At 70.6% G+C, this 26,872-nt stretch carries 22 protein-coding genes; 12 read left to right on the forward strand and 10 right to left on the reverse strand.

The window, feature by feature from the left end; all coding sequences use genetic code 11:
* Positions 1 to 18 precede the first annotated feature (18 nt).
* Positions 19 to 1,578 (forward strand): FAD-dependent oxidoreductase, encoded by a 1,560-nt coding sequence (locus ACIP84_RS14015; RefSeq protein WP_355966784.1) that lies wholly within the window; start codon positions 19 to 21, stop codon positions 1,576 to 1,578.
* A gap of 97 nt (positions 1,579 to 1,675) precedes the next feature.
* Here the strand turns inward: ACIP84_RS14015 and ACIP84_RS14020 are convergent, their stop codons facing one another.
* From ACIP84_RS14020 to ACIP84_RS14035, 4 genes are read right to left on the reverse strand one after another with little or no spacing between them, the layout of a single operon-like run.
* Positions 1,676 to 2,659 carry a DUF5914 domain-containing protein gene (locus tag ACIP84_RS14020; RefSeq protein WP_401797998.1) on the reverse strand — a complete coding sequence of 328 codons (984 nt, stop codon included), beginning with the start codon at positions 2,657 to 2,659 and terminating at the stop codon, positions 1,676 to 1,678.
* 28 nt (positions 2,660 to 2,687) lie between these two features.
* Complete coding sequence (locus tag ACIP84_RS14025) at positions 2,688 to 3,737, reverse strand: phytoene/squalene synthase family protein (RefSeq protein ID WP_401797999.1); 1,050 nt, start codon at positions 3,735 to 3,737, stop codon at positions 2,688 to 2,690.
* The gene (crtI, locus tag ACIP84_RS14030; protein WP_401798000.1) at positions 3,734 to 5,296 is read right to left on the reverse strand and encodes a phytoene desaturase family protein; all 1,563 of its coding nucleotides are present in this window, start codon (positions 5,294 to 5,296) and stop codon (positions 3,734 to 3,736) included. The genes ACIP84_RS14025 and crtI overlap by 4 nt, the downstream gene beginning before the upstream one ends.
* Positions 5,293 to 6,471, reverse strand: a complete 1,179-nt coding sequence (locus ACIP84_RS14035) for a polyprenyl synthetase family protein (protein WP_401798001.1) — start codon at positions 6,469 to 6,471, stop codon at positions 5,293 to 5,295. The genes crtI and ACIP84_RS14035 overlap by 4 nt, the downstream gene beginning before the upstream one ends.
* Before the next feature lie 211 nt (positions 6,472 to 6,682).
* Here ACIP84_RS14035 and ACIP84_RS14040 point away from each other — a divergent pair, with 211 nt between their 5' ends.
* Positions 6,683 to 7,390, forward strand: coding sequence for a class I SAM-dependent methyltransferase (locus ACIP84_RS14040; protein ID WP_355966795.1), 708 nt, complete (start codon positions 6,683 to 6,685; stop codon positions 7,388 to 7,390).
* Positions 7,391 to 7,414: 24 nt separating this feature from the next.
* Here ACIP84_RS14040 and ACIP84_RS14045 read toward each other — a convergent pair whose 3' ends face one another.
* On the reverse strand, positions 7,415 to 8,758 hold the full coding sequence (locus ACIP84_RS14045) for a glycosyltransferase (protein ID WP_401798002.1): 1,344 nt from the start codon (positions 8,756 to 8,758) through the stop codon (positions 7,415 to 7,417).
* Positions 8,759 to 9,634: 876 nt separating this feature from the next.
* On the opposite strand from ACIP84_RS14045, the gene ACIP84_RS14050 reads away from it, so the two are divergent.
* A complete protein-coding gene (locus tag ACIP84_RS14050) occupies positions 9,635 to 11,086 on the forward strand; it encodes a glycosyltransferase (protein ID WP_401798003.1) in 1,452 nt (483 codons plus the stop codon).
* Between the two features lie 153 nt (positions 11,087 to 11,239).
* On the opposite strand, the gene ACIP84_RS14055 is transcribed toward ACIP84_RS14050, so the two are convergent.
* Positions 11,240 to 11,482: a hypothetical protein gene (locus tag ACIP84_RS14055; RefSeq protein WP_355966803.1), complete on the reverse strand. Its 243-nt coding sequence runs from the start codon at positions 11,480 to 11,482 to the stop codon at positions 11,240 to 11,242.
* Positions 11,483 to 12,171: 689 nt separating this feature from the next.
* Between ACIP84_RS14055 and ACIP84_RS14060 the strand changes: the two genes are divergently transcribed.
* A complete protein-coding gene (locus tag ACIP84_RS14060) occupies positions 12,172 to 12,555 on the forward strand; it encodes a DUF6479 family protein (RefSeq protein ID WP_355966806.1) in 384 nt (127 codons plus the stop codon).
* 45 nt (positions 12,556 to 12,600) lie between these two features.
* Here ACIP84_RS14060 and ACIP84_RS14065 read toward each other — a convergent pair whose 3' ends face one another.
* From ACIP84_RS14065 to ACIP84_RS14080, 4 genes are all read right to left on the reverse strand, one after another.
* Positions 12,601 to 13,248: an RNA polymerase sigma factor gene (locus ACIP84_RS14065; RefSeq protein ID WP_401798004.1), complete on the reverse strand. Its 648-nt coding sequence runs from the start codon at positions 13,246 to 13,248 to the stop codon at positions 12,601 to 12,603.
* Positions 13,249 to 13,444: 196 nt separating this feature from the next.
* Positions 13,445 to 14,443, reverse strand: coding sequence for a MerR family transcriptional regulator (locus ACIP84_RS14070; protein WP_401798005.1), 999 nt, complete (start codon positions 14,441 to 14,443; stop codon positions 13,445 to 13,447).
* Positions 14,444 to 14,542: 99 nt separating this feature from the next.
* Positions 14,543 to 14,800, reverse strand: a complete 258-nt coding sequence (locus ACIP84_RS14075; protein ID WP_319312534.1) for a DUF6479 family protein — start codon at positions 14,798 to 14,800, stop codon at positions 14,543 to 14,545.
* 221 nt (positions 14,801 to 15,021) lie between these two features.
* On the reverse strand, positions 15,022 to 16,260 hold the full coding sequence (locus ACIP84_RS14080) for a PucR family transcriptional regulator (protein WP_401798006.1): 1,239 nt from the start codon (positions 16,258 to 16,260) through the stop codon (positions 15,022 to 15,024).
* Between the two features lie 170 nt (positions 16,261 to 16,430).
* Between ACIP84_RS14080 and ACIP84_RS14085 the strand changes: the two genes are divergently transcribed.
* The 8 genes from ACIP84_RS14085 to ACIP84_RS14120 all read left to right on the forward strand — a co-directional run bounded on the left by ACIP84_RS14085 (position 16,431) and on the right by ACIP84_RS14120 (position 26,774).
* Complete coding sequence (locus tag ACIP84_RS14085; protein WP_401798007.1) at positions 16,431 to 17,843, forward strand: alkyl sulfatase dimerization domain-containing protein; 1,413 nt, start codon at positions 16,431 to 16,433, stop codon at positions 17,841 to 17,843.
* Positions 17,844 to 17,845: 2 nt separating this feature from the next.
* Positions 17,846 to 19,186, forward strand: a complete 1,341-nt coding sequence (locus ACIP84_RS14090; RefSeq protein WP_401798008.1) for an MFS transporter — start codon at positions 17,846 to 17,848, stop codon at positions 19,184 to 19,186.
* A gap of 120 nt (positions 19,187 to 19,306) precedes the next feature.
* On the forward strand, positions 19,307 to 20,620 hold the full coding sequence (locus ACIP84_RS14095; RefSeq protein WP_401798009.1) for a DUF1254 domain-containing protein: 1,314 nt from the start codon (positions 19,307 to 19,309) through the stop codon (positions 20,618 to 20,620).
* A 14-nt stretch (positions 20,621 to 20,634) separates the two neighbouring features.
* Positions 20,635 to 21,987, forward strand: a complete 1,353-nt coding sequence (locus tag ACIP84_RS14100; RefSeq protein WP_401798010.1) for a DUF1254 domain-containing protein — start codon at positions 20,635 to 20,637, stop codon at positions 21,985 to 21,987.
* A 7-nt stretch (positions 21,988 to 21,994) separates the two neighbouring features.
* A complete protein-coding gene (locus ACIP84_RS14105) occupies positions 21,995 to 22,675 on the forward strand; it encodes a GAP family protein (protein ID WP_401798011.1) in 681 nt (226 codons plus the stop codon).
* Between the two features lie 59 nt (positions 22,676 to 22,734).
* Positions 22,735 to 24,369: a SulP family inorganic anion transporter gene (locus ACIP84_RS14110; RefSeq protein ID WP_401798012.1), complete on the forward strand. Its 1,635-nt coding sequence runs from the start codon at positions 22,735 to 22,737 to the stop codon at positions 24,367 to 24,369.
* Between the two features lie 148 nt (positions 24,370 to 24,517).
* On the forward strand, positions 24,518 to 24,838 hold the full coding sequence (locus ACIP84_RS14115) for a hypothetical protein (protein WP_401798013.1): 321 nt from the start codon (positions 24,518 to 24,520) through the stop codon (positions 24,836 to 24,838).
* 118 nt (positions 24,839 to 24,956) lie between these two features.
* Positions 24,957 to 26,774, forward strand: coding sequence for an alkyl/aryl-sulfatase (locus tag ACIP84_RS14120; RefSeq protein ID WP_401798014.1), 1,818 nt, complete (start codon positions 24,957 to 24,959; stop codon positions 26,772 to 26,774).
* Positions 26,775 to 26,872 lie beyond the last annotated feature (98 nt).

A 26,872-nucleotide genomic window follows, 5' to 3' on the forward strand; every position in this document is an offset into this window, starting at 1 on the left:
TGAGAGTGAGCACCACCGATGTTCCTCAACGCAAACGCGACCGCGTCGTGGGGACGAGACCGCAAGGCGGTCACCATTCCCGCTCACCACGGTGAGATGCGGCCGCGCGACGGCCGACGGCCTCGGTGCGCCGTCATCGGTGGTGGAATCGCGGGAATCGCCGCCGCCACGATCCTTGCCGAGCGGGGCGTCGAGGTCACCCTCTACGAGCGAGAGGCGTCGCTCGGGGGACGCCTGGCAGGCTGGCCTGACGAACTGCGCGACGGGACGCCCGTCACCATGAGCCGGGGCTTCCACGCCTTCTTCCGCCAGTACTACAACCTTCGCGGACTGCTGCGCCGAGTCGACCCCGCCCTCGACTCGCTCACCCCGCTCCCCGACTACCCCCTGCAACACAGTGCCGGCCTGTACGACAGCTTCGCGAGGGTCCCCCGGACGCCTCCCTGGAACGCACTCGGTTTCGTGGCCCTCAGCCCCAGCTTCACCTGGCGCGACCTGCGACATCTGAGAGCGGGCGCGGCGCTGCCTCTTCTCGATGTCCGACTGCCCCAGATCTACGAGCGCTACGACCACCTCAGCGCCCGCGAGTTCCTCGACGAGATCCGCTTCCCCCCAGCCTCGCAGCATCTTGCGTTCGAGGTGTTCTCCCGAAGCTTCTTCGCCGATCCCCGAGAGCTGTCCGCTGCCGAGCTGGTCCTCATGTTCCACATCTACTTCCTCGGTTCGTCCGAAGGACTGCTCTTCGACGTGCCCAACGAGCCCTACCCGCAGGCCCTGTGGGACCCTCTCGGGCGATATCTCCGCCGGCACGGTGCACGTCTGCACACCGGCACCGCCGTGCACCGTCTCGACCCGGCTCCCGGCGAAGGCCATCTCGTCACGTCGACGGCCGGCGTGCGGCACACCGACGCCGTCGTCATCGCCGTCGACACGAGTGGACTGCGGTCACTCGTCTCGCGGTCCCCGGGCTTGTGTGACGAGCGCTGGCGCGCCGGAGTGAGCCGGCTCAGGACAGCGCCGCCGTTCCTGGTCTCAAGGCTGTGGCTCGACCGGCCGGTGCACGAACACCGGCCCGGCTTCCTCGGCAGCGCCGGATACGGGCCGCTCGACAACATCAGCGTGCTCGAACGCTACGAAGGCGAAGCCGCCCGCTGGGCACGGAGGACGGGCGGCTCGGTCGTCGAACTGCACTCCTACGCCCTCGATCCGGCCGGCGACCCGCATGGAGTCTCGCGAGAACTCCTTGCTCAGCTCCACCGGGTCTACTCGGAGACACGAGGCGCGCGGATCATCGACGAACGACATGAGGTGAGGGAAGACTGTCCGCATTTCGCGGTGGGCGGCTACCAGGACAGGCCCACGGTCCTCACGCCGGATCCGACTGTCACCGTCGCGGGCGACCTCGTCCGCACCGACTACCCGGTCGCGCTGATGGAGCGCGCGGCCACGACCGGATTCATGGCGGCCAACGCCCATCTGCGGCGGTGGGGGCTACGCGGACAGACGTTGTGGACGGTGCCGAACCGGGGCCGCTCAGAGGCTCTGCGTCTCCTTTCCCGGCTGGGCGGCAAGCGCTGAAGCGGCCCGTGGGTTCGCCCGCCTGCCGCTGAAGTCTCTGGAGACGGGATGGGGCCCACGCGGCCGCCGCTCCCCCTGTCTCTTCGGGGCTTCTGCGTCAGCCCGGGAATCGCCCGGTACTCCTGAGCTGCCAGCGGCGTTCGGCGTAAGCCAGGTCATCCCTCCACAGCCGAGCGGCCGTGGAGCGCATGGCGGGTCGCAGCAGCGGCGCCACCGCCCTCGCCACCACGAATCCGCGACGATCGGATGTGGCGACGACAGCCTCCACCACCGCGGTCCGAGGCCGGGCGGCACCTGTCCGGCTGAGCGGGGTCGCGTGTGTCTCCACCACGGAGCCGGTTCCCTCCCCCTCCACGATCCGCATGACGACGGTCCGGGGCCCAGGGGCCGTGAAGAGGGCCTTCACCGGAACCACCGCACGTCCGGCCACTTTGAAGGACACCTGGACGACCAGGGCGTCCTGTTCGTCGGCTGTCTCCCGCTCGGGAACGGAGAGCACCTCCAGGTCCACGAACGAGTACGGGTGCAGCCACGCGCCGTGCCAAGGGTCGAGTCGGTTCGCCACGATGTCCTGAGGTTCGCAGGCACCCACTGCGGTGTACACCGCGCTGATCGCGTTCACGGGCGACGGACGGTTACCGACCACGGGGCGCTCGGTCGGGGCCTCACCGCCCGCACGATCCAGCCGTAGCCACACCAGCACTCCGTCGTCGAACGTCGGCCATGGCTCCCATCCTGCGAAGGGGGCCCCGTTCAGTGCCAGACCGTGCCAGTGGCAGATCAGCGTTCCGCAGCGGACCGCACTGTCCTTCAGGGGGGCTCCCAAGTGTGGACAGGCGCCCGGTCCTGCGTGCAGTGACCCCTGCTCGTCGCGCCAGAGCACCACCTCCGTTCCTGCCACGGTCCGCCCGATGGGCCGGTCCGCGCGGACATCCCGACTGTCCGCGACGACGAACCAGTTCCCGGACGCCCGGTTCGTCGCGCGCCTCAACGCCTCGGCCATCGTCGAGGGCCGGGCCTGATCCCACGTCGCCCGTTGGTCGGCCCATGCGAGCGGGTTGCGCCGCAAGCGCAGAGGCATGCCTCGCCGTCCCCGTCGTCCCTGGTGGCTACTCACCCGCTTCACCCCTCGCCCTCTCGCGATGGTCCCCCGCCGCGCGGAGAGCGACAGGGGAGCCTGCCTCGATCCGTGTGTCGTTCACCGCTGGGAGTCCCCTGCGGACCCAGTGCCGCACCGTCCGCGCGGTGAGGGCCCTCGCGAGACCGGACAGGGCCACCGACGCCCTGCGCCGTCTGTCGACGACGGCCCTTCGGTGCACGACGGCGTAGCCCTCCGCCTCGATCACGTCCAGGATGTCCCGGTACAGCACGAAGGCCGTCCGGATGCAAGGTGAGGACGTGGGATCGAGCAGCGCGATTCCGGGTTCCGCTTCTCGGTAGACGCCACGCGTGACGTCCGCGGCAGCTCGCATGGCGGACGTGATGCGCGAGTCCCTGCTCCCGGTCAGCCGGCTCCACTGCAGGAGTTCCCGGTCCACACCGTGGGCGGCGAGCAGGTCGGACGGCAGGTAGATCCTTCCGCGGTCCAGGTCCTCTCCCACGTCCCTGAGGAAGTTGGTCAGCTGGAAGGCGATGCCCAGGGCGGCCGCATAGGGTTCGGCTTCCTCCCGGGGGCAGACGGTCCCCAGGACGGGGACCATCTGCAGCCCGATGACAGCTGCCGAACCGTACATGTAGGTGCTCAGCTCGTCGTACGTCGCGTACGAGCGCACCGAAAGATCGCAGCGCATCGAGGCCAGGAAGGCGCTGAAGCGTTCGGGCGGAATGCCGTAGCGGGCGCGGGTGTCCGCCGCGGCCGCCACCGCCGGTTCGCTGACCGCTTCCCCGCGGAGCGCCCTGTCCCACTGTGCTTCGAGGTCGGCGAGAGCCGCCGACCTCGAAGCTCGCGAGGAGCGTCGGTCCATGTCGTCGACGATGTCGTCGGCGTACCGGGCGAAGCCGTACAACGCGTGAACGGCGCTGCGCCGTTCCACGGAGAGGAGACGGGTGGCGAGAAAGTACGTCCTGCCGTGGCGCGCGTTGAGTCGTCGGCACCGGGTGTACGCGGCGCGCAGGAACGGGTCGGTCACTCCTGCGGCGTCGAGCTCCCGGGGTGTCAACGTGAGGTCCTTCCGGCGTGAGGGGAGGCGGACGACGGAGGCGTCCGCTCGACCCGCAGTCGGCTGCCCGCGCGCCGGACCTGCTGCCCGGCGATCCGCTGGGCAGCCAGCTTCCCGGAGATCAGTACGGGCGGAACACCTACACCCGGAGTGGTACCGCACCCGGCGAGGACGACGTTCTCGGTGCCGCGCACGAGGTTGCGAGGTCGGAACGGGCCGGTCTGGGTGAACGTATGGGACACAGAGAAGGGTGTGCCCGCGCCGTGTCCCTGAGCCGCCCAATGCGCGGGGGTCACCAGGCATTCCTCGTCGATGGACCGATCCAGTCCGTGCAGGCCCCTGCGCTCCAGCTCGGCGACCAGCGAGTCGCGGTACCTCGGCCCGAGCTCGCCCCAGTGAGCGGCACTGGGGCCGATGTCCGTGTTCGGGCAAGGAGCGAGGATGTAGTGGAGGTGCTTGCCGGGCGGCGCCAGCATGGCGTCCGTCGCGGTCGGGCGGGTGATGAGGAACGACGGATCGCTCATGAGCCTTCCCGTACGCGTGAGTTCACGGAAGGTCGTCGACCAGCCTTCGCCGAAGGAGAGCGTGTGGTGACCGAGCATCGGCCACGTGCGGTCGGTGCCCACGTGGAGGACCACCGCGCTGGGGGAGTGCCGCAGCCCGGCCGGGCGACGGGGTTCGCGCCCGAGGAGCCGGTGGGCCACGGGAAGATCAGGGGTGAGGACGACCGCGTCGCAGGGGATTCGTCCGCGATCGGTGATCACTGCCGTGATCCGTTCCCCTGAGCGCTCCAGTTCGTCGACACGTTCTCCGAAGCGAAGGCGTGCTCCCGCGCGTTCAGCCGCACCCGCCATGGCCGACGGCACCGTGTGCATGCCTCCCCGTGGGAAGAACACGCCCGCGACGGTGTCCATGTACGCGATCACCGCGTAGGCGGCCAGGGCGCGTGAGGGCGGCACTCCCGCGTAGAGCGACTGGAAGGAGAAGACCCGCTGAAGTCTCTCGTCGGAGAGGAAGCTGCTCACGGCGCGGTCGAGCCGGCCCAGGCCGCCGAGAGCAGCGAGTCGTGCCAGATCGGGATGGACAAGCTGAAAGGGTGAGTCGAAGTTGGCGTCGATGAAGCGTCGCTTCTGCACCTCGTACAGCTTGCTCAGCCACTGCCGCATCCTGGTGTAGCCCTGTGCTTCCGGCGCCCCCGCGAAGCGCTCCACCTCGGCAGCCATGACCTCGGCGTCGGTGTGCACGTCGATGCTGCTTCCGTCCCAGAACATCGCCCGGTAGGCCGGATGCAGGGGGATGAGCTCGACCCGGTCGCGCAGCGAGTCGCCCACTGCGGCGAACGCCTCATCGAGGATGTCCGGCATGGTCAGGACCGTCGGGCCGGTGTCCACCCGGTAGCCGTGGAGATCCAGTCGTCCTGCCCTGCCGCCCGGCTGTACCTCCCGTTCGACCACGGTGACAGCACGTCCCGCGCCCAGGAGGTGCAGCGCTGCCGCGAGGCCGGCGAAGCCGGCTCCGACCACCACCACGTGGTCCGTCCTGCCCGGCACCGTTCTCAACGGACACCTCCGATCGCAGATGCGGGGATCCCCGCGAACCGGTCGGCGAGAGGAGCGGCCGTGCGCGTGCTCGGTGCCGCATCCGTGAAGCCGCACGACTCCAGCAACAGTCGGCCGATGTGGCCGGTCGCACTGGAGGAGAGCGGCCCTGAGCTGAGAATCGCCATGCTCCGTGAGCACAGGCGCTCGATGCGCGCGGCGACGCGATCACGGGCTCCACTCGTGACGAGCAGATCGAGGACCCTCGCCACGTCGTCCTCTGCGGCGTCGAAGGACCCGACCACTTCGTCGAGCAGTCGTAGAGCCTCCTCGTCACCCTTCCGTATGCCGATGCTCCGGGCGACGGAGACCAGGTAGGTGGCCTTTCCCTCGCGTAGGTCCTCGCCGGCCGGTTTGCCTGTCACCGCGGGGTCACCGAAGGCCCCCAGCAGGTCGTCGTGGAGCTGGAACGCCATGCCCGCACACAGCCCGGCCCTGCGCAGCTCGCGCACCACATCGCGATCGGCGCCGGCGAGAATCGCCCCGAGCGTCAACGGGTGCGCAGCGGAGTACTGAGCCGTCTTGAGAACTGCCGCTCGCATCGCTCGTCCCGGGGACCGGGAACCAGTGGCTTGCGTATGAAGGTCCAGGTACTGGCCCGCGACCATCTCCGTACGCATCACACGCCACACCCTGCTGAGCTCCAGCGCATGGGGCGTCCTTGCGAGCGCCTCTACGAACGTGTCGTCCGCCCAGGCCAGCGCCAGGTCGCCGGCGAGAACCGCCGCGGCTCCCCCGAAGGTGCCGAACGGACGCCGGCGGTTCTGTGTTCCGTACTGTCGATCAACAGCAGCGTGCACCGAAGGACGCCCTCGCCGCAGTACCGATCCGTCCATCACATCGTCATGGATCAGGGCGCACGTCTGAATCAGTTCCAAAGCGGCCGCGGCCCGCAGAGTCGCCTCCGATTCTGGGGGGCCTCCGCCGCAGGCACGCATCGACCACCACAGCAATTGCGACCGCCGTCGCCTTCCTCCTGTGACGGTGAACGTCACCACGCGCTCGCCGATGTCCGAGGCGAACCTCCTGTGAGCGGCGCTCGACTCGTTCAAGCGGCGGCCGAGCAATTCATCGAGCACGGTGCTGACGGCCGCCGGGACGTCCCTGTCCACCAACAACGGATCCGAAGTGCGCATGGTGGTTTCCTTGCTGCCAGTTGTCGGGCAGAGCGGTTCTTCCTCCGATTCCGTACCGCCGATCCGCACGGATGCATCAGTTCTTCAGCTGTCCGGCGCAACGCTCCAGGGCCAGAGGCTGCGAGCGTCACCCCAATGGCGGGCGGCGTCTTCGACGTACCGCCCCGTCCCGCTACGGGAAACTGAGGGACGACGTCAAAGGAGTGTGCGGATGCCTCTGCTGCGCGACGCGGACCTCGCGAACGCATTCGACCACGCATCGCGAACCTACGATCGGATGACCTCCGCCAGTCCGGGTTACCACGCCCACTTGCGCCGCTCAGCGCGACGACTGGGCCTTCCCGCGGCAGGAGCGGGACTGTCCGTCCTGGATCTCGGGTGCGGAACAGGAGCCTCCACTGCGGCGCTGCTGCGTGCTGCCCCCTTGGCGGCCCTCACGGGGGTCGACGCCTCCGCCGGCATGCTCGCACAGGCGCAACTCAAGAATTGGCCTCCGCACGTGTCTTTCGTCCATGCGGCGGTGGAACGTATGCCCCAGGCGGAACAGCCCGGTTCGTACGATGCGGTCTTCGCCGCCTATCTGTTCCGCAATGTCTCGGACCCCGATCAGACCCTCGGCATCGTGCATCGGCTTCTCCGACCCGGCGGACGTCTCGCCATTCACGAGTACGCTCTCAGCGGCCGCGTCCTCCACAGATTCCTGTGGACGGCGGTCATGAGGGGTTTCGTGGGTCCTTGGGCCCGCCTCAACGGAGACAGCCCCCTCTATGCACACCTGCACCGGAGCGTCCTCGACTTCGACACGGCAACCGAATTCTCCGAAAGGATCCGCCGGGCGGGGTTCACGCGAGTCCGTTGTCTGCCGCAATCGGGTTGGCAGACGGGAATCACGCACACGTTCGTGGCGCAGCGGGAGTAGGAGCGAGCCGACCTGCCTCTGGGGTCACCGGATCCCGGCAGGAGACTCCATGGCGTCGAGCAGGCGGCCGGCAGTCCACTGCGGCCCGCGCTGACGCAGCGCCTCCGACCAGCGGGGCAGCCCCTCGGGGACGTGGTCGAGGAGATCGCGTACCGCGGCACCGGCGTCGTCCTCGGTCAGCGTCGCCGGGTTCAGACACGTGGCCAGCCGTGCGCGCTCGGCGTCGTGGGCGATGGAGAACTGGTCGCTGGAGAAAGGCAGAATCAGAGCCGGAGTCGCCGATGCCACGCACTCGGTGAAGGAGTTGTTGCCTCCGTGGTGCACCATGGCGTCGACCCGGCTCAGCAGCCATCGCTGAGGGACGATCCGCGCGACGTGCACCTTGGGTCCGGCGAACTGCGCCAGTCTGGGCGCCCCCTCGCCCGCGGCGACCACGACTGCCACGTCCGGACAGTGGGCGAGGATGCCCCGGATCAGCAACGCCAGTATGTCGTCGCGCGCGGACAGGAAGGTGCCGAGCGCGATCAGCACCACGCGGCCGGCGCGTGACGTGAGGCGACTGAGTACCCCCTCCCACTCGTCGCCGGGTCCCTTCTCCTCCGGGGGCACGCAATGGCCCCCGTGCAAGAAGCGCGCACCGGACGGCCGGTGTTTCGGCAACCAGGAGAACGGGGGGTAGTTGAAGACGACGGCACGCCTCGATGCCAGGGCGAACGCGCGGCCGGGTGCCGGAACCCGGGGTTCGTGCCCGCGGGCGACCGCGGCGAACCGCTCGGTGAAGGCGACATCGTCGCGCTGGGCGGCCCGCCTCAGCGCGGCCAGCTCCCGCGCCGCGGGACGGATGGCCCGGGGCCAGGCGTAGGGGACACCGAACAAGGCCTCCGGGCCGTGCGGCAGGTACGTGGGATGCCCTGGACAGAACGTGGCGAAGGGGAGCCCGAGGCAATGCAGGGCGAGCGTCACCGAGTAGCTGAGCTGGTCGACCACGAACCAGTCGGGAGCCAGCCGCTCCTGGAGGGCCCGGACCTCGGCGAGGACCTGCTCCGGGGCGGCGAGCATGTCCTCGCCACGGTGCCGGGACTGCGTGAGCAGCGCGGCGATCGCCCCCTTACGCGTGGAGCCGATGAACTCTTCGAGCCGCTCCGACTCCCTTACGCCCTGTCGTGTACTCCGGGCCACACCGGTGTTCGCGTTGCGCGTCACGGTCAACGGGGCGAACCTCGCGCCGGCCTCCTCGGCCAGCCTCGCGAAGGGAGGCGCGCACGCGAAAGTGACGTCGGAGCCTGCCTTGGCCAGAGCGCCGGCCAGCACCGACAACGGCTGGGCATGCGACTGGAAGGGGGGACTGATCACCACGATGTGTGGCATTCCGACCTCCTTCGGCAGGAAGGGTACGTCCACTGCTTCGTCTCGGAACGGCGCAGCGGATGCGCCTCCGTGCCCCTCGGTTCGCTCCGCACTGATCCGACAAGGGCAGTGCGCACCACTCAATCGGGACCGCTCCCATGTTTCATGACTGACCGGACGGATCCGCCGCTCGGAAGCGCTGGAACGGAGACGCTGCGCAGGGGTGCATCCACGTCGGGATGAGACGAGGAAGGCCTGCTGGTCGGATGTATCCCACCAGGAGTCGACATGGAGATCTCTGTCCCGGGCCTGGCACCGCCTGATCGTCACGGCTTCACCGCCGGAGACGGGAAACGTGACGTGTTCACAGAGGCACGGCGGGCCTTCTGGAGCCGGTCCGAAAGTGCGACTGAGTCCTCGCACCCGGCACACCTGCCGTCACCCTCCGGCAGCCTCCTGTCTCACCTGGTCGAAGAGGAGTACGGATCGGGTGCTGGTGAGAGGCGCCACGGGCGGCACGCCCTGGCCACCGATCAGGATGTCGTCGTCGCCCGCCTGCGTAACCGGGTTCGAAGGGGACGGATGCCCTGCCCGGAAGAGTGCGTACGGCTCGTGACCGGGGGAGACGGGGCGCGTGGAGCAGTCTTCGAGGCATGGCCCGAGGTCGTGCGCCTCCATGGAGGAGCCCGAGCCGCGAGATCGCTGCGCTCCGGCCTCCGTACCGCTCAAGCGCCCGAGACGACGGCCATGCTGCTCCACCTCGCGGCTGCGGTCGGCCTCCGGCCCCTCCCGGGAGACGGCGTCCTCCGGCTTGCCCGTGAGGGCTCTCGGAGCGTGCGGCACGCGGCATGGCTGCTGCTCGCCCGGTACGGGCGCCGATGGGGGAACCGGCTCCGGATGATACAGCCCGCAGACACCTACGAGCGCCTCCTGTTGGAAACCCTGCGTCACACGCCGCTCGCGGCAGCTCGGCGTTCGCTCCCCGCTTCGGGGCTGGTCGTCGCACAGTCCATGCTGCTGGGGCGGTTCGACCGGCCGGGCGAGGGCCTGAGCGGCGGCCTCAGTGTCCTCCTCGACTCCGTCGGAGAGGCCCTCGCCTCGACCGTCGGCGTCGCAGGCGTTCTCACCGTGGTCACCGCCTGTCGCCCCGACCTCGAAGACGATCGTGTGCTGTTGCGCCGGCGGAGCACGGGGCACTGGATTCTGCGGCTTCCCGTGGACAGTGATCGCCCGGTCGGTCCACAGGACGTCGGGGAACACCGTGAAGCCCTGGCCTGGTGGGCCACCACGCTGATGTCCGCGCTCGGACGGCGACTCGACGTCCTCCATGTGCGCTACGCCGACGACGGTTCGCTGGCTCTCGCCGAGGCGGCCCGAAGAGTCGGCGCCGGACTCGTCTTCACCGCGACCCCGGATCCTCATCGCCAGATGAGCGAGCGCCTCGACCACCCCGATGCGGATCCCGACCAGGTGCGCCTGGACCTGCACCGTGTGTACCTCGCCGACCGCCTGGCAGACCGAGCCGACCGGGTGGTGGGAATCGCGGGGCGCGGCGGAACGGCGGAACTGGTCCGACATTTCCCGCAGCTCTCCCGTAGGTACGGGACAGGGCGGCTGAGCGCCCCGCCGGAAGGCGTGGCGCCCTACGAGCCGCCGCCCGACGCGGCGAAGCGATGCCGGCTCCTCATCGACAGGATCGGTGGCGCGGCCGGACCTGCCGAGGAGTCCAGGCGAACGGTGCTGTTGAGCGTCGGCCGTCTGCACCCGGTCAAGCAGCAGGACGTTCTGGTACGGGCGTGGATCGAGTCGGGATGCCACCGCGAATCGGTTCTGGTCCTCGTCGGCGGAAGCACACGTGGGCCTGACCCCCAGGAGTCCTTGATACGCGACCGGATCCGGGCGGCGACCCTCGGCAACCCGGAAGCCCGGGAACGCCTGCTCCTTCTTCCCGCGCTCTCCAACGCCGACGTACGGACACTGGAACGCGTGCTCGCCGACTCCGGTCACCGGCTCCGGGCGCGATACGTCTGTCCGAGCGCGAAGGAGGAGTTCGGCCTCGCGGTCCTGGAGGCCATGGAAGCGGGGATGGTCGTGGCCGGGCCTGAGCGCGGCGGCGTACCGCACTACCTGGACGACGGAGTCAACGGTCTGCTCCTGGACACCTCGACCTCGTACGCGTTGGGCCAGGGACTGCGGCGCCTGCTGGCCCTGGACGACGAGACCGCCGAGACCATGGCCCGGCGAGCACAGCACCTCGTTCGCAGCAGGTACTCGGCGGCCGCCATGGCGCAGGCCCTCGCGGGCCACTACGCCGACGTGGCCTCGCGAGGCCGAAGAGAAGCGCCATGAAAGTGGCCGGCCGGACGCCCGACCCGTGATCGAGCCGTCGGCACGACACGGACGGCAGCCAGCTCCCTCGTGGGCCGCCCGACAGGGCGTGAACATGCTGCGTGCCCCTGGACGGCCGCCAGGGGCACGGTGCGACGTGGGACGCGCGGACTGTCAGTTGACGCTGACGAAGCCTTCCGGCACCTCCTCCCGTTCGTAGTTCGCCAGCGCCAACCCCAAGGCGAAGAAGGTGGGCGCCCATTCACCGACGAAGATGCCCCACCGGTCTGCCCTTTCCAGATTCTCGCTTCGTCGCGAGGTGATCCACGAAGCAAGGGACAGGCCGATCGAGCCGACGGCCGCAAGGTAGGCGTGCTCGCTGCTCACTCCCGCGTCATGCAGCTTCTTGACAATCATCTTCTCTCTCGCTTCCGTTGAACCGACAGCGACTCGGTGACCGCACTTCGGGGTCGGCAGGCCCGTCCGCTGTGAGGTGAAGTGGGTTCTTTCTCCTCGTGCTTCGCATTGTCGGTGTTTTCGGATGCATCGCCCTTATGTGGAACGAGCTGCCTCGCAGCGGTCCGTCCGTCGTGCGGTGGCCGCTCGGGTGCCTTCGCGGTCGTCAGGGTTCTCCCCTCCTTCATGGCCGCGGGCTGCCCTCCGGAGCGGCTGGGGACGTGGCACCGACCTCCGTCCCCCGCCAGCGCGTCGCGGAACAGCCAGGTGGGAACGGAGGGAAGAGATGACCGGCCAGGTCGATCCGCCAGAGGTGCCCCCCGGCGCAGTCGCACTCGTAGAGGCCTGCCCTCGGGGTGTACGCGCCGGGCTCATGTGTCTCGACGAAGCTCATGGGATCTCCTTGTCGGCGTGCGGGACCATTGCGTCAGGACTGCGCTGACTCCGCGCCCTCTGGATGCAGCAGCCACCCGTATGGCCCTGCGCCGTCGTCATCGGATTCCCGGCACGGGGATGAGCGGCGGCGCGTCGTCGACCTGCACGTGCATCCAGCGTCGGCCCGAAGTCCGAATCCGCTCATGAAGACGGCGAATGCCATCGCGAGAGGTCTCGCCGTCCCTGGCGGAGGGGGCCGACGAACGGAGCACACCATGCACACGGATCTTCTCGGGACGCCGGTACTTGCGGCGGGTGTCTGGCAATCAGGTCTCGCCCAGGTGCTGGGCGGGCTCGTCGTCGTCGCGGTTCTCATCGGAGCATTCGCGTGGGGCATCCGGGTCATGAACAGGGAACCTTCACCGCCGGACCCCGAGTCCCAGCCGCACCGCCCCGACACGGGCCGACTGCCCGGTGAGGTCTCTGAGTACCGCAAGCCGTCCGAAGTGCCGATGACGGACAACGAGCACCGGCTCATGCCGTACAACCTGAACAGTTCCGGAGAGGTCGACACCGAGCCGCCGAGCGAGGAGAAGCGCAAGTGGCGTGGCATCTCCAGCGGGGGCTTCGGCAGCGGTGGTACGGGTCATGGGGACTGATCCAAGAAGAGCGGCCATGAGAGTGCACGACCGCGTGTGAGCGCCTCAGGCAGGGGGTTCCATGCATCGGCGAAGGGCGTGCAAGGCGCGCCTGATGTGGCTCTTGACCGTGCCGAGTGGGAGTCCGGTCTCCTCTGAGATCTGCGCCTGGGTCATGTCACCGTAGATCGCCATTCCGACCAGGCGTCGTTGGACGGGGGAGAGGAGGCCGAGCTTCTGCAGGACGAGAACTCTGTTCAGAGCCTGCTCGCACTCGTCCTTGCTGTAGTCGCGGACTACTTGCGCGTGCTGACCCGTCAGTGCCCGCTCGAGGTCCGTCCTCCGTGTCCGTGCCGTACGCGTGTCCAGGATGACGTGACGTGCGATGCCGACGAGCCAGCCGCCGATGACGCCGCGCTCTGGCCGGTATCCGGCACGGCCACGCCAGGCGGCGATGAACACTTGCTGGGTGACGTCCTCCGCGTCCTGGGCGTTGCCGAGAGCACGGCGAGCGAGCGAGTACACCAGAGCGGAGTGCTGCTCGTACAAAGCAGCCAACGCGGCCGGATCGCCGTTCGCGAACCGCTGCGCGAGCTCGGCTTCCGACTCGTCGAGCGTCGTCGAGTGTCCAGCCGGACGGGCTGTCCGGGTGGGGGCCGCGTGCAGCGCCTTCTGGCCGCCTTGAGCAGGCGACGTGGGTCGAGCGGAGATCATGGCTTGCTCCTGGGCACGAGGATGCACCGTCCCTCACACCGTCCGCCGAATCAATGCACCCCGGCAAGACGCATTGATGCTGCGTCGAAATGGGGGGGGGAGCGAAACCTGCATCCCGGCCGCGGGAGCGCGGCGAGGCCGGTGACCGTGTCCGTCAGCGGTCTGCCCCCGACTCGGGGCTCCTACGAGGTGTGGCTCATCGGCGTTCCGAATCCGGCAGGGGATCGCCGTAGATGCGGGAAATGGAGTCGAGCGCCTCCCGCAGGCCCCGGGGGCGCAACATGCCGGAGTCGGGCGTCCGGCCCGCCCAGCCGGGGCCGGCCAGCAGCACAAGCGGCGCCGTCCGGGCACCGCGCAGGCCGAACGTCATGCCCGCTACATGGCGTGCCAGTGCGTGGCTCGCCGTCGAACGCGCTTGAGACCACAGCACGACGGCGGGAGGACCACACCTGCGCACTGCGGCATCCAGGGCCTCCGCCGGGACGGCGCCGCCGAACATCAGGGTCGCGATGCGCCGCTCGGAGAGACCCGCGGCAAGTGCCTCGAGCGGCAGCGTATGCGGCTCTGACGGCACGCAGGCAAGCAGCACCGGAGCCGTCTGCTTCCCCACGGAAGCGATGGCGGCGCGGCGAAGGGCGGTCGAGACCTGCCAGGACAGCAGATGCTCGACCTCGACGTAACGGTCGTCCGACGACTCCCATTTGCGGCCGACGGCGTGCAGCGTGGGCACCATCACCTCTTCCCAGGCAGTCACGAGGCCGTAGTCGGAGATCACCTGCGCCAGAAGGGTCTCCATCGCCGGGGCGTCCAACCGCACTGCCGCCCGCGCCAGACCGCGGCACTCCTGCCGCACATCACCCAGGGGCAGCCCACCTCCCCCGGCCCGCTTGGGGCCCGGGGACGGATCGGAGTCGGACGAGGCCGGAGCAGCGCTTTCCCTGCCGATGCCGGCCGCATCCCTTCGGTCGCTCCGGGCAGCCCTCGCGGCTTCCGCAGGGGGGATGCCCGACGCGGTGAGACGGCACATCTCCTCGAGCATCGCGACATCGGAGGGGGACCAGCGCCGGTGTTTGCCGTCGGCGCGGATCGCCGGCCCGATCCCGTAGCGGTGCTCCCAGGAACGAACGGTGGTCGGCGACACGCCCAGCCGTTGGGCCAGGGCCCCTGTGGTGATTCCCAGACTCGTGTCGGGCATGCGATCAACCTTACGGTGCAGAAACGCTGCGCAACCCAGAACGCTGCGCAGACCGGAGTCCGCCCGGTCGGCGCCGGAGGCGCCGCCGACGTGTGCCGACTACTCCCGCGGGGGCACAGGTGACGTCTCCGTACTGGCTCCGAGCTGGTACGGCCGAAGCCGATGCGCCCAGTCGGTGCGGGGAACATCGAAGGGCCTTCGGTACGCGGACATCTCGCCCGGCAGACGGTCGGTGGGGGGTCGCAGCGGATGCGAGGCGGGGTCCGGCGGCGGGGTCTCCTCGTCGCGGACCTTGGTCCCGAGGACGAACGCGCCGATCAGCACGGCGACGACGATCACTCCGATCAGAACGAGCACTGTGGCCTCCCGTGAAGCGATGGATGTATGCGATGTTTCGGTCGTCGGCACGCGTGCGGATGCGCGAGAGGTGAAAGCACTGCCCAGAGGAGGACGAAGGAGGGCGTTCGGCCCCTCGGCACCCGCGCCCTGACACCCTCGGCATCAGCAAGTCCCCCACCGCGCAGTCCGGCCTGGCCACCCTCCGCCATCGGCGCAGCGCCGACCTCGTCGGGCGAGAATCACCGGGGAGCGTCGCCGCGCAGCAGCAGGGCGGCCAGGGCCAGGGCGTTGCCGCGGGGGGAGGCGATGTCGAGGCCGGTGAGCTCGGTGATCCTTGCCAGCCGGTTGTCCACGGTGTTGGGGTGCAGCCCGAGCCGGTGCGCGGTGCCGCGGCGGTCGTGCCGGAGCTCGATGTGCACGCGCAGGGTCTCGATGAGTTCGGGCCGGTCGCCGAGGGGATCGAGGAGCGCGGCGATGCGGTCGCTGCTCTCGTCGTGGCGGGAGAGGTGGTACTCCAGCAGGACGTCGTCCATGCGGTGCACGCCGGCGGGTCGGCCGCAGGCGCGGGCGACCCGGACGATGTCGGTGGCGGTGCGGGCGGCGGTCGGCACGTCCTGGGGGGTGGCGGCGGTGACCGCGGTCACGCGGACATCGTCTCCGCAGACCTGCCGGAGCCGGGCGGTCAGCTCTTCGCAGGCACGGACGCCGTCGGTGTCGTCCGGCCGCCGAGGGGCGATCACGTGTCCGCCGTCGGCGCCGAGCAGGCAAGCGGCCCCCGTGTCGAAGGTGCGGTCCAGGACGGTCTGGACGCGGCGCGTCCGGCGGCGCTCCGCCACGGCCGAGGCATCGGCATCCCGCTCGCACGGCACATACAGGTGGACGACGAGGGTGGGGCCTTCGAGTCCCAGCTCCTCGAAGGCCCGCGTGGGCGGCAGGGAGCCGTCCAGCAGCCCCCGTACGAGGGACCGGTGGTGTTCGCGCCGCTCGGCGAACAGCGCGGCCTGCTCGTCGAGGTAGGTCTCGGCGACGGTTCCGATGACGGCCTCGTGGCTGCGGAGGAGGAGGTCGACGAGTTCCATGAGCGCGCCTTCCTCGCCGGCGGCGGTCTCGTCCCGAAGGGCCTGCCAGAGGACGTGAACGGCCGTGGAGTGGCTGCGCAGCAGGGTGTGCAGGGGCATCCCCTCGTCGGCGCGCTGGGCGGCGCGTTCCCGGAAGAGTCGGTAGTCCCCGGCGTCGTCCCGCCCGTCGCGTACGCGGTGCAGGAAGAGACGCAGCCCGTGCCGGACCGTCGCGGCGACCTCCACGTCCTTCACATCGGTGGGGAGCTCGCTGTATCCGGGCAGCCGCTCGAACGATTCACGGGCCATGCGGCGGGCGAGCTCGTTGACGTGGCTCTCGCACCGGGCGGCGAGCGCCCGGGCCGCGGGCGACAGGGCGGGACGCCCGTCGTCGGGTGCGGACGGCGGGGTCCTGGGCACCGGTGCTCCTCCCGAGGAGATGTGACGGATCACAACGCGGGGCGTCAACGACTGTGAAGGCTGCGGATATCCCTCCGACAGGCTCCGACGCAGACTCTACAGACATCAGACGGCCACACGAGGGGCGCGGGACGCCGCCCCCCGGGGCGACGCACGAGGAGCCGGACGCTATGACGGAACACAATGTCAGCGGTTACATGGAGTACGCGGAAGGGGTCTGGTCCGGGAAGCAGTCGTTGCTGGCCCACTTCACGGGGGAGTTCGCAGGCGGCGGACTCGTGCGGGTCGCCGAGCGGACCGGCTTCTTCCCGGCCTTCGCGAACGTGGCGGTGTTCGACACCGGCGACGGCCTGATGCTGGTCGACTCGGGAGACTTCCGCACGGCGTCCCAGCTGCACGACGCGGTGCGCGGTCGGACCCAGGCCCCCGTGAGTACGGTGGTGTACACCCACGGTCACGTGGACCACGTCTTCGGCGTGGGCCCCTTCGACCGGGAGGCCGCCGACGCCGGCACGGCGCTCCCGGAGGTCGTCGCGCACGAGGCGGTGGCGGCACGCTTCGACCGCTACCGCGAGACCGCCGGCTACAACACCTGGATCAACCGGCGCCAGTTCGGCGTGCCCTCCCTGAACTGGCCGACGGAGTACCGCTACCCGGACACCACCTACCGCGACCGGCTGACTCTGCGCAGGGGAGAGCTGACCTTCGAGCTGGTGCACGCCCGGGGCGAGACGGACGACCACACCTACGTGTGGATCCCGGAGCTGAAGACCCTGTGCGCCGGCGACCTGTTCATCTGGAACTCGCCCAACGCCGGCAACCCGCAGAAGGTGCAGCGCTATCCGGTGGAGTGGGCGCGGGCACTGCGCGCCATGCAGGACCTCGGCGCCGAGGTCCTGCTCCCCGGACATGGCGTGCCGATCGTCGGCGCCGGCCGCATTCGTCAGGCGCTCGGCGACACGGCGGAGCTGCTCGAGTCCTTGTGCACCCAGACCCGGGAGCTGATGAACGCAGGCGCCCGCCTCGACGAGGTGCTGCACGGCGTGAAGGTCCCGCCCGGCCTGCTGGAGAAGCCGTACCTGCACCCCGCGTACGACGAGCCTGAGTTCGTCGTCAGGAACCTGTGGCGGCTGTGGGGCGGCTGGTACGACCAGAACCCCGCGAACCTCAAGCCTGCCCCCGAAGCCGCGCTGGCCGCCGAACTCGCCGAGGCCGCCGGCGGCGCGCGCGCACTGGCGGACCGGGCGGGGCGACTGCTCGCCCGTGGCGAGCTGCGTCTGGCGACGCACCTGGCCGAGACCGCCGCGCTGGCCGCACCCACCGATCCCGACGTGGCCCGGATCCGGGCCGAGGTCTTCACCCGTCGGGCAGCGGCGGAGACCTCGACGATGGCGCGCGGCGTCTTCAACTGGGCCGCAGCGGAGGCCGCCGCCGTGGCGGAGGGTACGGACGTGGCCACCGAGCTGACACGCAGCGAGGAAGGGCGGCGACGGGCCGCGGGAGTCATCAGCGTGGGGGTCGTCGACGACGACAGCTGCGGTTGCGGCGCTGCCATGGACGACATCGCAGAGCAAGGGGTGTGACCGTGGACGCGGTGACGATGCGGGGCTCCAGTCCGACGGCCCCGACGGCAGGTGGCCGGCAGGCGTGGACCACTACCTGGCTCCTGCTGGTCTTCATGTTGGTGAACTTCGCCGACAAGGCGGTCCTGGGGCTGGCCGGGCCGGAGATCATGGAGGAGTTCGGACTCAGCCGTCAGGAGTTCGGCATGGCCCAGGCCGCGTTCTTCAGCCTCTTCTCGCTCTCCGCGCTGGGCGTCTCGTTCCTGACCCGCAAGGTGCGCACGTCGGTGCTGCTCCTGGCGATGGGCCTGCTGTGGGCGGCCGCCCAGCTGCCGATGCTCTGGGGGGCGGCGGGCTTCGCGACGCTGATCGCCACCAGGGTGTTGCTCGGCTTCGCCGAAGGGCCCGCGGCCCCGGTCGCGGTCCACCACGTGCACGGCTGGTTCGAACAGCGTGAGCGCACCCTGCCGACGGCCATCCTCATGGTGGGCGCGGCGGCGGGGGTGGCGGTGGCGGCCCCCACCCTGGGTGCGGTGATCTCCCACTTCGGCTGGCGCTGGGCGTTCGGGGCGGCCGGGCTCGCGGGCCTGCTGTGGGTGGCGGTGTGGAGGGCCAAGGGCACGGAGGGGCCGTCGGCCCCGCCGGTGGGCCGTGACGCTCGTTCCATGGAGGGGATCTCGGGGGCCGCGGACGTACCGCTGCGCGCCGTCTTCCTCTCCGGCACTTTCCTCACGGCGGCACTGGGCGCGTTCGCCGCCTACTGGGTGATGAGTGCCAAACTCACCTGGCTGCCGGACTATCTCCAGACCGTGGTGGGCTGGGACCTCGATCAGGCCGCCGCCGCGGTCGGCGGGGGAGCCGTGGCCAACGGCGCGGTCCTCCTGGCGCACGGGTTGCTGGCACGCCGGGCAGTCCTGCGTGGTACGGGCGGAAGGCTGCCGGCCGGTGCAGGCGCTGGTCTGCTGCTGGTGGCCTCGGCGGGCGCGGTGACCGTGTTCGCCACCGTCGACACGCTGTGGATCAAGGTCCCGATGATGTTCGGCCCGATGGCGGTCGCCCTGGTCATGATCACCGCCGCGCAGACGGCCATCGCCCGCATCACGCCGCCCTCGCAGCGCGGCGTCGTCCTCGGCGCCCTGGTGGCGGTCTTCGCCCTCGGCGGCATCGTCTCGCCCCTGGTCCTCGGCCGGATCGTGGACAGCGCCGCGACGGCCACGGCCGGCTACGAGAACGGCTGGCTCGTGACGGCGGCCCTGTTGCTGGTCACCGGCCTCCTGTCGGCCTTCTTCATGCGTCCTGAACGGGACGCCGAGCGGCTCGGCGTCCCGGAGTCACCGGGCGCGGCGGCCCCCGCCGTCCACTGAGGCGTGCGCCCCGCCGGCTCGGCGCAGACCGCGGCGGGGCACGGGGGGAGCTCCGGATGCGCCCCGGAGACGAGTGTGGAAGTTTATGGCAAAACGTCATAAACGGGTGAGGAGATCGGTGTGCCGGAGTTGACCGTCGAGGAGGCGCGCAGCGCCGCGGCCGAGGGCTGGATCTGGGGATACGCGCTTCTGCAGAACTACCGGACGATGTATCCGCAGGCGGTCGATTCCGATGATCCCCGGTACGTGGGCGGGTTCGGGCGCTTCCGCCACTACTCGGAGCCGTTCACCCCGGCCAACACGGATGTCGTGACCCCGAACAACGACACCCCGTACTCCTGGGCGTGGCTGGACCTGAGGGCGGAGCCCTACGTGGTCTCGGTTCCGGCCGTGGACCGGTACTACGTCCTGCCGCTGCACGACCTGGACACCTCGTACGTCGGCTTCGTCGGCACCCGTACGACCGGCTCGGAGGCGGGCGACTACCTGGTCGCCGGGCCCGGCTGGGACGGCGTGGCCCCCGAGGGCGTCGCGGGCGTGCTGCGCGCCGAGACCTCCCTGGTCGGGATCCTGGGCCGTACGTATCTGGCCGGCCCCGACGACGTACCGGCCCTGCGGGGCATCCAGGAGCGGTACCGGCTGCGCCCCCTGTCGGAGTTCGCCGGTGCCGAAGCGCCGCCGCCGGCCGACGAGCCGGTGTGGCCCGTCTGGCGGGAGGAGGACCTCGGCACCGTCGAGTTCTTCACCCTGCTGGACTTCCTGCTCCAGTTCTTCCCCGTCCTCGGGGCCGAGCGGGAACTGCGTGACCGGCTGGCCGCGTTCGGCGTGCGGGGCGGCGGGGAGTTCGAGCCCGCCGCGCTGAAGCCGGAGATCCGCGCCGCGATCCAGCAGGGCATCGAGGACGCCCGCGCCCGCCTGGAGGAGGCGAAGAAGGACGCGGCCGACTCCACCCACTGGTTCGGCACCCGCGCCGAACACGGCACCGACTACCTGACCCGCGCGGTCGGCGTCGACAAGGGCCTCTACGGGCTGCCGGCGGCGGAGGCCTGGTACGCGGGCTGGGCCCGGGACGACCAGGGCAACCGGCCGCCGAACGCCTCCACGCACGACCACGTCATCCGCTTCGCCCCCGGGAAGCTGCCGCCGGCCCGCTCCTTCTGGTCGGCGACGATGTACCGGCTGCCCGAGCGGCTCCTCGTCGCCAACGAGATCGACCGCTTCTCGATCGGCGACCGGACCCCGGGGCTCGTGTACGACGACGACGGCGGCCTGACCCTGTACGTGAGCAAGGACCGCCCGGCCGAACCGAAGCAGGCGGCGAACTGGCTGCCCGCGCCCGACGGCCCCTTCACCATCGCCATCCGCGTGTACGGCCCCGACGCCTCCGTCCTCGACGGCTCCTGGACCCTGCCCGCCCTGAGCGTCGAAGCCTGAGAGAGGACCCCGTCGTGCCCCACCCGACCGACAGCCTGGCCGACTTGGCCGCGGACGCGTACGTCTACGGCTACCCCCTCGTCTTCGACGTATCGATGATCTCCGCCTTCACGCACAAGGGCTTCGGCTCGCTGCCTCCCACCCCCTTCAACCGGTTCGGCCACTCCACGAAACTGGCCACCCCGGACGCCCACTTCGTCTCCGTCAACAACGACACCGTCTACTCGATCGCCCAGGTCGACCTCTCCGGCGGCCCGGTCCTCCTCCACGCCCCGGACACCGCCGGCGCCTACTACGTCCTCCAGTTCGTGGACGTGTGGAGCAACAACTTCGCGTACCTCGGGAAGCGCGCCACCGGGACGGAGGAAGGCGACTGGCTCCTCACTCCGCCTGGTTGGTCCGGCACCGCTCCCGACGGGGTGCGCGGGGTGATCGAGGCCCCGACCACGGTGATCTCCATCGTCGGCCGCAACGCCTGTGACGGCCCCGAGGACATGCCCCGCGTGCGCGCCCTCCAGCAACAGCTCACGCTCACCCCGCTCGGCAAGGCGACCCACCGGACCGGCCTGCCGGCGCCCGATCCCGACGTGCCCGAAGAGCTGCGCTTCTACGAGCAGCTGCGTGTGTGGATGGCGGACTTCCCGCCCGCCGGCCCCGATCAGGACCACCAGGAACGCTTCCAGCCGCTGGGGCTCCTCGAAGAGGGACCCTCGCCGTACGTGAATGCCGAACCCGCCCTCGTCAAGGCCCTCACCGAGGGACTCGCGACCGGCAGGACGCGCGTCGAGGCAGCGGCGAATCCGCCCGCCGAAGGGGACCGTCCGCCGGGGGCCTGGGTGATGAACCCGCACCTGTTCGACTACAACCTCGACCACTTCGGCGTCGGAACGCTGGACACCCCGCAGTGGCGGATCGCCGACCGGGAGGCGTCCTACCTCGTCCGGGCCGGCGCGGCGCGCTCCGCGCTGTGGGGCAACCACGGCTACGAAGCGGTGTACGCGCACACCTTCACCGACGCCGACGGCAAGCAGCTGAACGGAAGCCGGTCCTACACCCTGCGCTTCGAACAGCCTCCGCCCGTCGAGTCGTTCTGGTCGGTGACCATGTACGACACCCCCGACTACTACCTCGTCGACAACCCGGCCGGCCGCTACTCGCTCGGCGACCGCACCCCCGGCCTCGTGTACGACGAGGACGGCTCCCTCACTGTCTTCATCCAGCGCGAGCGCCCCGAGGACCCGGCCGAGGCGGCGAACTGGCTGCCCGCCCCCGCCGGCGACTTCCGCCCCATGATCCGCCTCTACACGCCCGGCCCGTCCGTCCTCGACGGCACCTACGGGATTCCGTCCCTCACCGCGAGGAAGTGAGGTAGCGATGGGAGACGCCATCGGAGGGATGCTCGCCTCCGCGGTGGGCATCGCCATCAGCCCCCTGCCGCTGATCGCCGTGATCCTCATGCTGGCCACCCCGAAGGGCCGGGGCAACGGCCTCGCCTTCACGGCGGGCTGGGTGGTCTCGCTCGCGGCGCTCGTCACCGTGGTCGTCCTCGCAGGCTCCGGCGGCGACGCGTCGGGCGGCGACGACGGACCGGCCTCCTGGACGCTGTGGCTGAAACTGGGCCTCGGCGTGCTGTTCCTGCTCATGGGCGTCAAGCAGTGGAAGGACCGGCCCCGGGAGGGCCGAGCGGCCGATCCGCCGGGCTGGATGAAGGCGATCGACAGCTTCACCCCGGCCAAGTCGGCCGGACTCGCCGCCGCGCTTGCCGTCGCCAATCCCAAGAACCTGGTCCTGGCGGTCGGCGGCGCCGTCTCCATCGCCGCCAGCACTGCCTCGGCCGGTGGCAAGACGGTCGCCGCCGTCCTGATGGTGCTGATCGCCTCCCTGTGCACCCTGCTGCCGCTCGGCGTCTATCTCCTGGGCGGCGAGAAGTCGGTGAAGGTGCTCGGCGAGTGGAAGGAATGGATGGCCGCCCACAACGCCGCCATCATGACCACGGTCCTGATCGTCCTCGGCGCCAAGTACATCGGCGACGCGGTGAGCGGTCTGGCGGGCTGAAGGTGCGCGTTCCCGTCCGCCGACTCCGGCGCCGCCTCGGCCGCCCGCAGCCCGCGGACGTGGGTTCCGGGCTGGTGACGGGACTCTTCTCGATCCCGGAAGGCATGGCGTACGCGGCGATCGCCGGCTTCAACCCGGTCGCGGGACTCTACGCGGGCGTGGTTCCGGCGATCGTGGGCTCGCTGACCTCCCGTACCGTCCTCATGGTCACGACCCTGACGAGCGCACTCGCGCTGACCTCGCAGAGCGTCCTCTCGGACGCCGGCCTCGACCCGAAGGACGCCGGGAACGTCGCCACCCTGACCCTCATGGCGGGCATGGTGATGCTGCTGATGGGCGTGCTGAGGCTGGGCGTGGTCATGAGCTTCGTCTCCCACGCCGTCATGACCGGCTTCTCCACCGGCATCGCGCTCCAGATCATCACCGGTGTCCTGAAGGACGCCACCGGCTACAAGCCCCAGGGCCACAACCGTCTCCACCAGCTCGTGGACTGGCTCGCCCACATAGGCGCCTGGCAGCTCGCCGCGACCCTCGTGGCCGCCGCCACGATCGCCGTATGGGCGCTGACCCGGCTCGTACGGCGCCTGGAACCGGTCGCCCTGCTCGTGGCCATGGTCGTCGCGTCCGCGGCCGTCGCCGTGCTCGGCACCGACGTCGAGCTCGTCGGCGGGATCGCCCACATCCCCGCCGCACTGCCGGGCTTCTCCGCACCCGACCTGTCCGCGGTGCCCGCGCTCCTCGGCGGCGCGGTCGCGGTCGCGCTCGTCGGCCTCGCGCAGGCGGCGAGCATCGGGCCGTCCGTGCCCAACCCCGACGGCTCCAAGTCCTCCGTGAACGGCGACTTCACCGCCCAGGGCCTCGCCAACCTCGCCGGCGGACTCTTCCAGTCGCTGCCCTCCGGCGGCTCCCTGTCCCGTACGGGCGTCGCCGTCTCGGCCGGTGCGCGCACCCGCTGGGCAGGCGTCCTCTCCGGCGTGCTGCTCGCGCTGATCGTCCTCGTCTGCGCCCCGCTCGCCGAGCACATCCCCATGCCGGTGATCGGCGGCCTGATCCTGGTCGTCGGCGGCGAGCTGATCTGGGGCAAGCGCCACGACATCCTCCTCGTCCTGCGCACGTCCCCGCTGTCGTCCGCCGCGATGGTGCTGACCTTCCTCGCCACCACCCAGCTCCCCCTCCAGCAGGCGATCGTCATCGGCGCCGTCCTGTCCCTGCTGCTGTACTGCGTCCAGGCCGCCCGCCGCTCCCGCCTCGTCGCCCTCACCGCCGACGACACCGGGCACTGGCACCCCGGCGACGTCCCCCAGGCCCTGCCGCCCGGCGAGGTCACCGTCCTCTACTACGACGGCGTCGGCCTCTTCGCCGAACTGCCCCGCATCGAGACGATGCTCCCGCGCACCGACCACGCCCGGAACGCGGTCCTGATCCTCGTCATGCGCGGTGTCCCCGACGTCCCCTCCTCCTCCATGGCCAAGGTCCTGCGCCGCCACGCGCACGACCTCGACCGACAGGGCGGCAGGCTGATCCTCGCGGGCGCCGAACCCGGTCTCGTCCACGCCTTCGAGGCGGCCGGCCTCGACCGGGACCTCGGCCCCGACGGGATCGTCCCCGCGGGCGGCGCCCTCCTCGACCCGCTCGACCGGGCAATGGCCACCGCCCGCGCCTGGATCGAAGACAGGGCCTCGGCGGGGGAGTGACGCCGGGCCGCCGTCCCTGGATCAGGAACCGGCCGCGGGGTCGGTCTGGCCGTGGCAGAGCGCGGCACCGAGGGGGCTGCGCCGGTAGCGGACGTGGCGGCCGTGCCGGATGCGGTCGACGAGGCGGGCCGCGGCGAGGGCGGGACAGGTGCCGGCTGACGGCGGCGGGGGTCACCACGCGCACAGCCTGCCGGCCGCCACCCGCACCCCCGCCCTCGGTCTGCCGCGCGCCGTCAACAACGCCGGCATCGGCGCGGGAGCCGCCCTCGGTGCCGGAGTCGCGGCCTTCGACCACCAGGGCGCCTACCAGGCCGCGACCCTCGCGAACGCCCTCACCTTCCTGCCGGCGCCCCAGGCGCCCCGCCGCCTCGCGGCATGTCAGACAGCGGGCCGTGCGCGGTCGGCCCTACGACGCATCAGGCGAGCAGCGGTGATCGGGCCTCGCGAGCATCTGTCGATATGCGAGTGAATGCGCCAAATGGTCAGATGTAGCGGTGGGACCGCTACCAGGTGGTCGGGGTCGGGCAGGCGGACGCCCCGTTGCCGACCGGAGCGCGGAGCCTGTCGACCACTGAACGGAGCATGAGATGAGCGCCCTGCCCTTCGAGGACACCACCGACTTCGAGAACGCCGACCGCGGTTTCATCGGTGCGTTGGTCCCCGGCGTGGTCGAGTCGGCCGACGGACGTGTGGTGTGGGACAACGACGCCTACGACTTCCTCAAGGGCGAGTGCCCCGAGACGGCGAACCCGAGCCTGTGGCGCCAGGCGCAGCTCGCCTCGAAACAGGGCCTGTACGAGGTCACCGAGGGGATCTACCAGGTCCGGGGCCTCGACCTGTCGAACATGACGCTCGTCGAGGGCGAGCGCGGTGTGGTCGTCATCGACCCGCTCATCTCCGCCGAGACCGCCGCCGCCGCGCTCGCCCTCTACCGCGAGCACCGCGGTGACCGGCCGGTCACCGCCCTGATCTACACCCACTCGCACGGCGACCACTTCGGCGGCGCCCGCGGCGTACTGCCGCGCGGCACCGAGGAGGGCGTGCCGATCCTCGCGCCCGTCGGGTTCCTGGAGCACGCGGTCAGCGAGAACGTCTACGCCGGCAACGCCATGACCCGCCGCGCGGTCTTCATGTACGGCGACCGGCTGCCCAAGGCGCCCGACGGCCAGATCGGCGCCGGCCTCGGCATGACCACCTCCACCGGCACCATCACGCTCATCCCGCCCACCGTGGACATCACGGAGACCGGCCAGGAGGAGACGGTCGACGGCGTCCGCATCGTCTTCCAGCTCACCCCCGGCACCGAGGCCCCGTCGGAGATGAACTTCCTCTTCCCCGACCACCGCGCCCTGTGCCTGGCGGAGAACGCCACCCACAACATGCACAACATCCTGACCCTGCGCGGCGCCGTCGTCCGGGACTCCCGCATCTGGTCCCGCTACCTCGACGAGGCCATCGACCTCTTCGACGGGCAGTACGACGTCGCCTTCGCCTCCCACCACTGGCCCACCTGGGGCCACGACAACGTCGTACGCTTCCTCTCCGAGCAGCGCGACCTCTACGCGTACATGCACGACCAGACCCTGCGCCTGCTCAACAGCGGCCTGACAGGACCGGAGATCGCCGAGGAGATCCAGCTCCCGCCCGCCCTGGAGAACTCCTGGCACACCCGCGGCTACTACGGCTCTCTCAGCCACAACGTCAAGGCGATCTACCAGCGCTACCTCGGCTGGTTCAACGGCAACGTCGCCACCCTGTGGGAGCACCCGCCCGTCGAACTCGCCAAGCGGTACGTCGACCTGGCCGGCGGCCCCGACCAGGCCCTCGCCAAGGCGCGCGACTACATCGAGCAGGGCGACCTCCGCTTCGCCGCCACCCTCCTCAACCACCTCGTCTTCGCCGACCCCGGCGACGCCGAGGCCAAGGAGACCCTCGCGGGGGTCTACGACCGGCTCGGCCACGGCGCCGAGAACGGCCCCTGGCGCAACTTCTACCTCACCTCCGCCATGGAACTGCGCCACGGCGAGAACGCCGCCCTGCTCGACGCCGCCAACCCCGAGATGGTCATGGCGCTGACCACCGGCATGCTCCTCGACTCCCTCGCCGTCCGCATCGACGGCCCGCGCGCCTGGCACGAGGACCTCACCCTCGACCTCGTCCTCACCGACGAGGACGCCCGCCACCGCCTCACCCTCCACAACGGCGCCCTCACCCACCGCCCCCTCTCAGGCGCGCCCCGCACCCCCGCCGGCCTCACCCTCACCCTCACCAAGCCGCAACTCCTCGCTGTCCTCGCGGGTAAGGGACTCGAAGGCATCACCACCGAAGGCGACCCCGCCCTGCTGACCCGCCTCTTCTCCTACGTCACCCAGCCCGACCCCGGCTTCCCGATCGTCACCCCATAGGAACGCCCTGCGGCCTGTCGTCAAACGACCGTTTGACGACAGGCCGGCGGGACGCCCTGCCAGCCGCTGGACGGCGACCCTGGCGCTCCGGCGGTCCC

The organism is Streptomyces sp. NPDC088707 (assembly GCF_044752725.1).
Classification (GTDB): domain Bacteria; phylum Actinomycetota; class Actinomycetes; order Streptomycetales; family Streptomycetaceae; genus Streptomyces.

Excerpts from the sequence above, each read along its gene's own strand:
- ACIP84_RS14015 (WP_355966784.1), top strand. The coding sequence starts at position 19 with ATGTTCCTCAACGCAAACGCGACCGCGTCGTGGGGACGAGACCGCAAG.
- ACIP84_RS14040 (WP_355966795.1), top strand. The coding sequence starts at position 6,683 with ATGCCTCTGCTGCGCGACGCGGACCTCGCGAACGCATTCGACCACGCA.
- ACIP84_RS14045 (WP_401798002.1), bottom strand. The coding sequence starts at position 8,758 with ATGCCACACATCGTGGTGATCAGTCCCCCCTTCCAGTCGCATGCCCAG.
- ACIP84_RS14020 (WP_401797998.1), bottom strand. The coding sequence starts at position 2,659 with ATGCCTCTGCGCTTGCGGCGCAACCCGCTCGCATGGGCCGACCAACGG.
- ACIP84_RS14060 (WP_355966806.1), top strand. The coding sequence starts at position 12,172 with ATGCACACGGATCTTCTCGGGACGCCGGTACTTGCGGCGGGTGTCTGG.
- ACIP84_RS14105 (WP_401798011.1), top strand. The coding sequence starts at position 21,995 with ATGGGAGACGCCATCGGAGGGATGCTCGCCTCCGCGGTGGGCATCGCC.
- ACIP84_RS14120 (WP_401798014.1), top strand. The coding sequence starts at position 24,957 with ATGAGCGCCCTGCCCTTCGAGGACACCACCGACTTCGAGAACGCCGAC.
- ACIP84_RS14065 (WP_401798004.1), bottom strand. The coding sequence starts at position 13,248 with ATGATCTCCGCTCGACCCACGTCGCCTGCTCAAGGCGGCCAGAAGGCG.
- ACIP84_RS14035 (WP_401798001.1), bottom strand. The coding sequence starts at position 6,471 with ATGCGCACTTCGGATCCGTTGTTGGTGGACAGGGACGTCCCGGCGGCC.
- ACIP84_RS14085 (WP_401798007.1), top strand. The coding sequence starts at position 16,431 with ATGACGGAACACAATGTCAGCGGTTACATGGAGTACGCGGAAGGGGTC.
- ACIP84_RS14070 (WP_401798005.1), bottom strand. The coding sequence starts at position 14,443 with ATGCCCGACACGAGTCTGGGAATCACCACAGGGGCCCTGGCCCAACGG.
- ACIP84_RS14055 (WP_355966803.1), bottom strand. The coding sequence starts at position 11,482 with ATGATTGTCAAGAAGCTGCATGACGCGGGAGTGAGCAGCGAGCACGCC.
- ACIP84_RS14050 (WP_401798003.1), top strand. The coding sequence starts at position 9,635 with ATGATACAGCCCGCAGACACCTACGAGCGCCTCCTGTTGGAAACCCTG.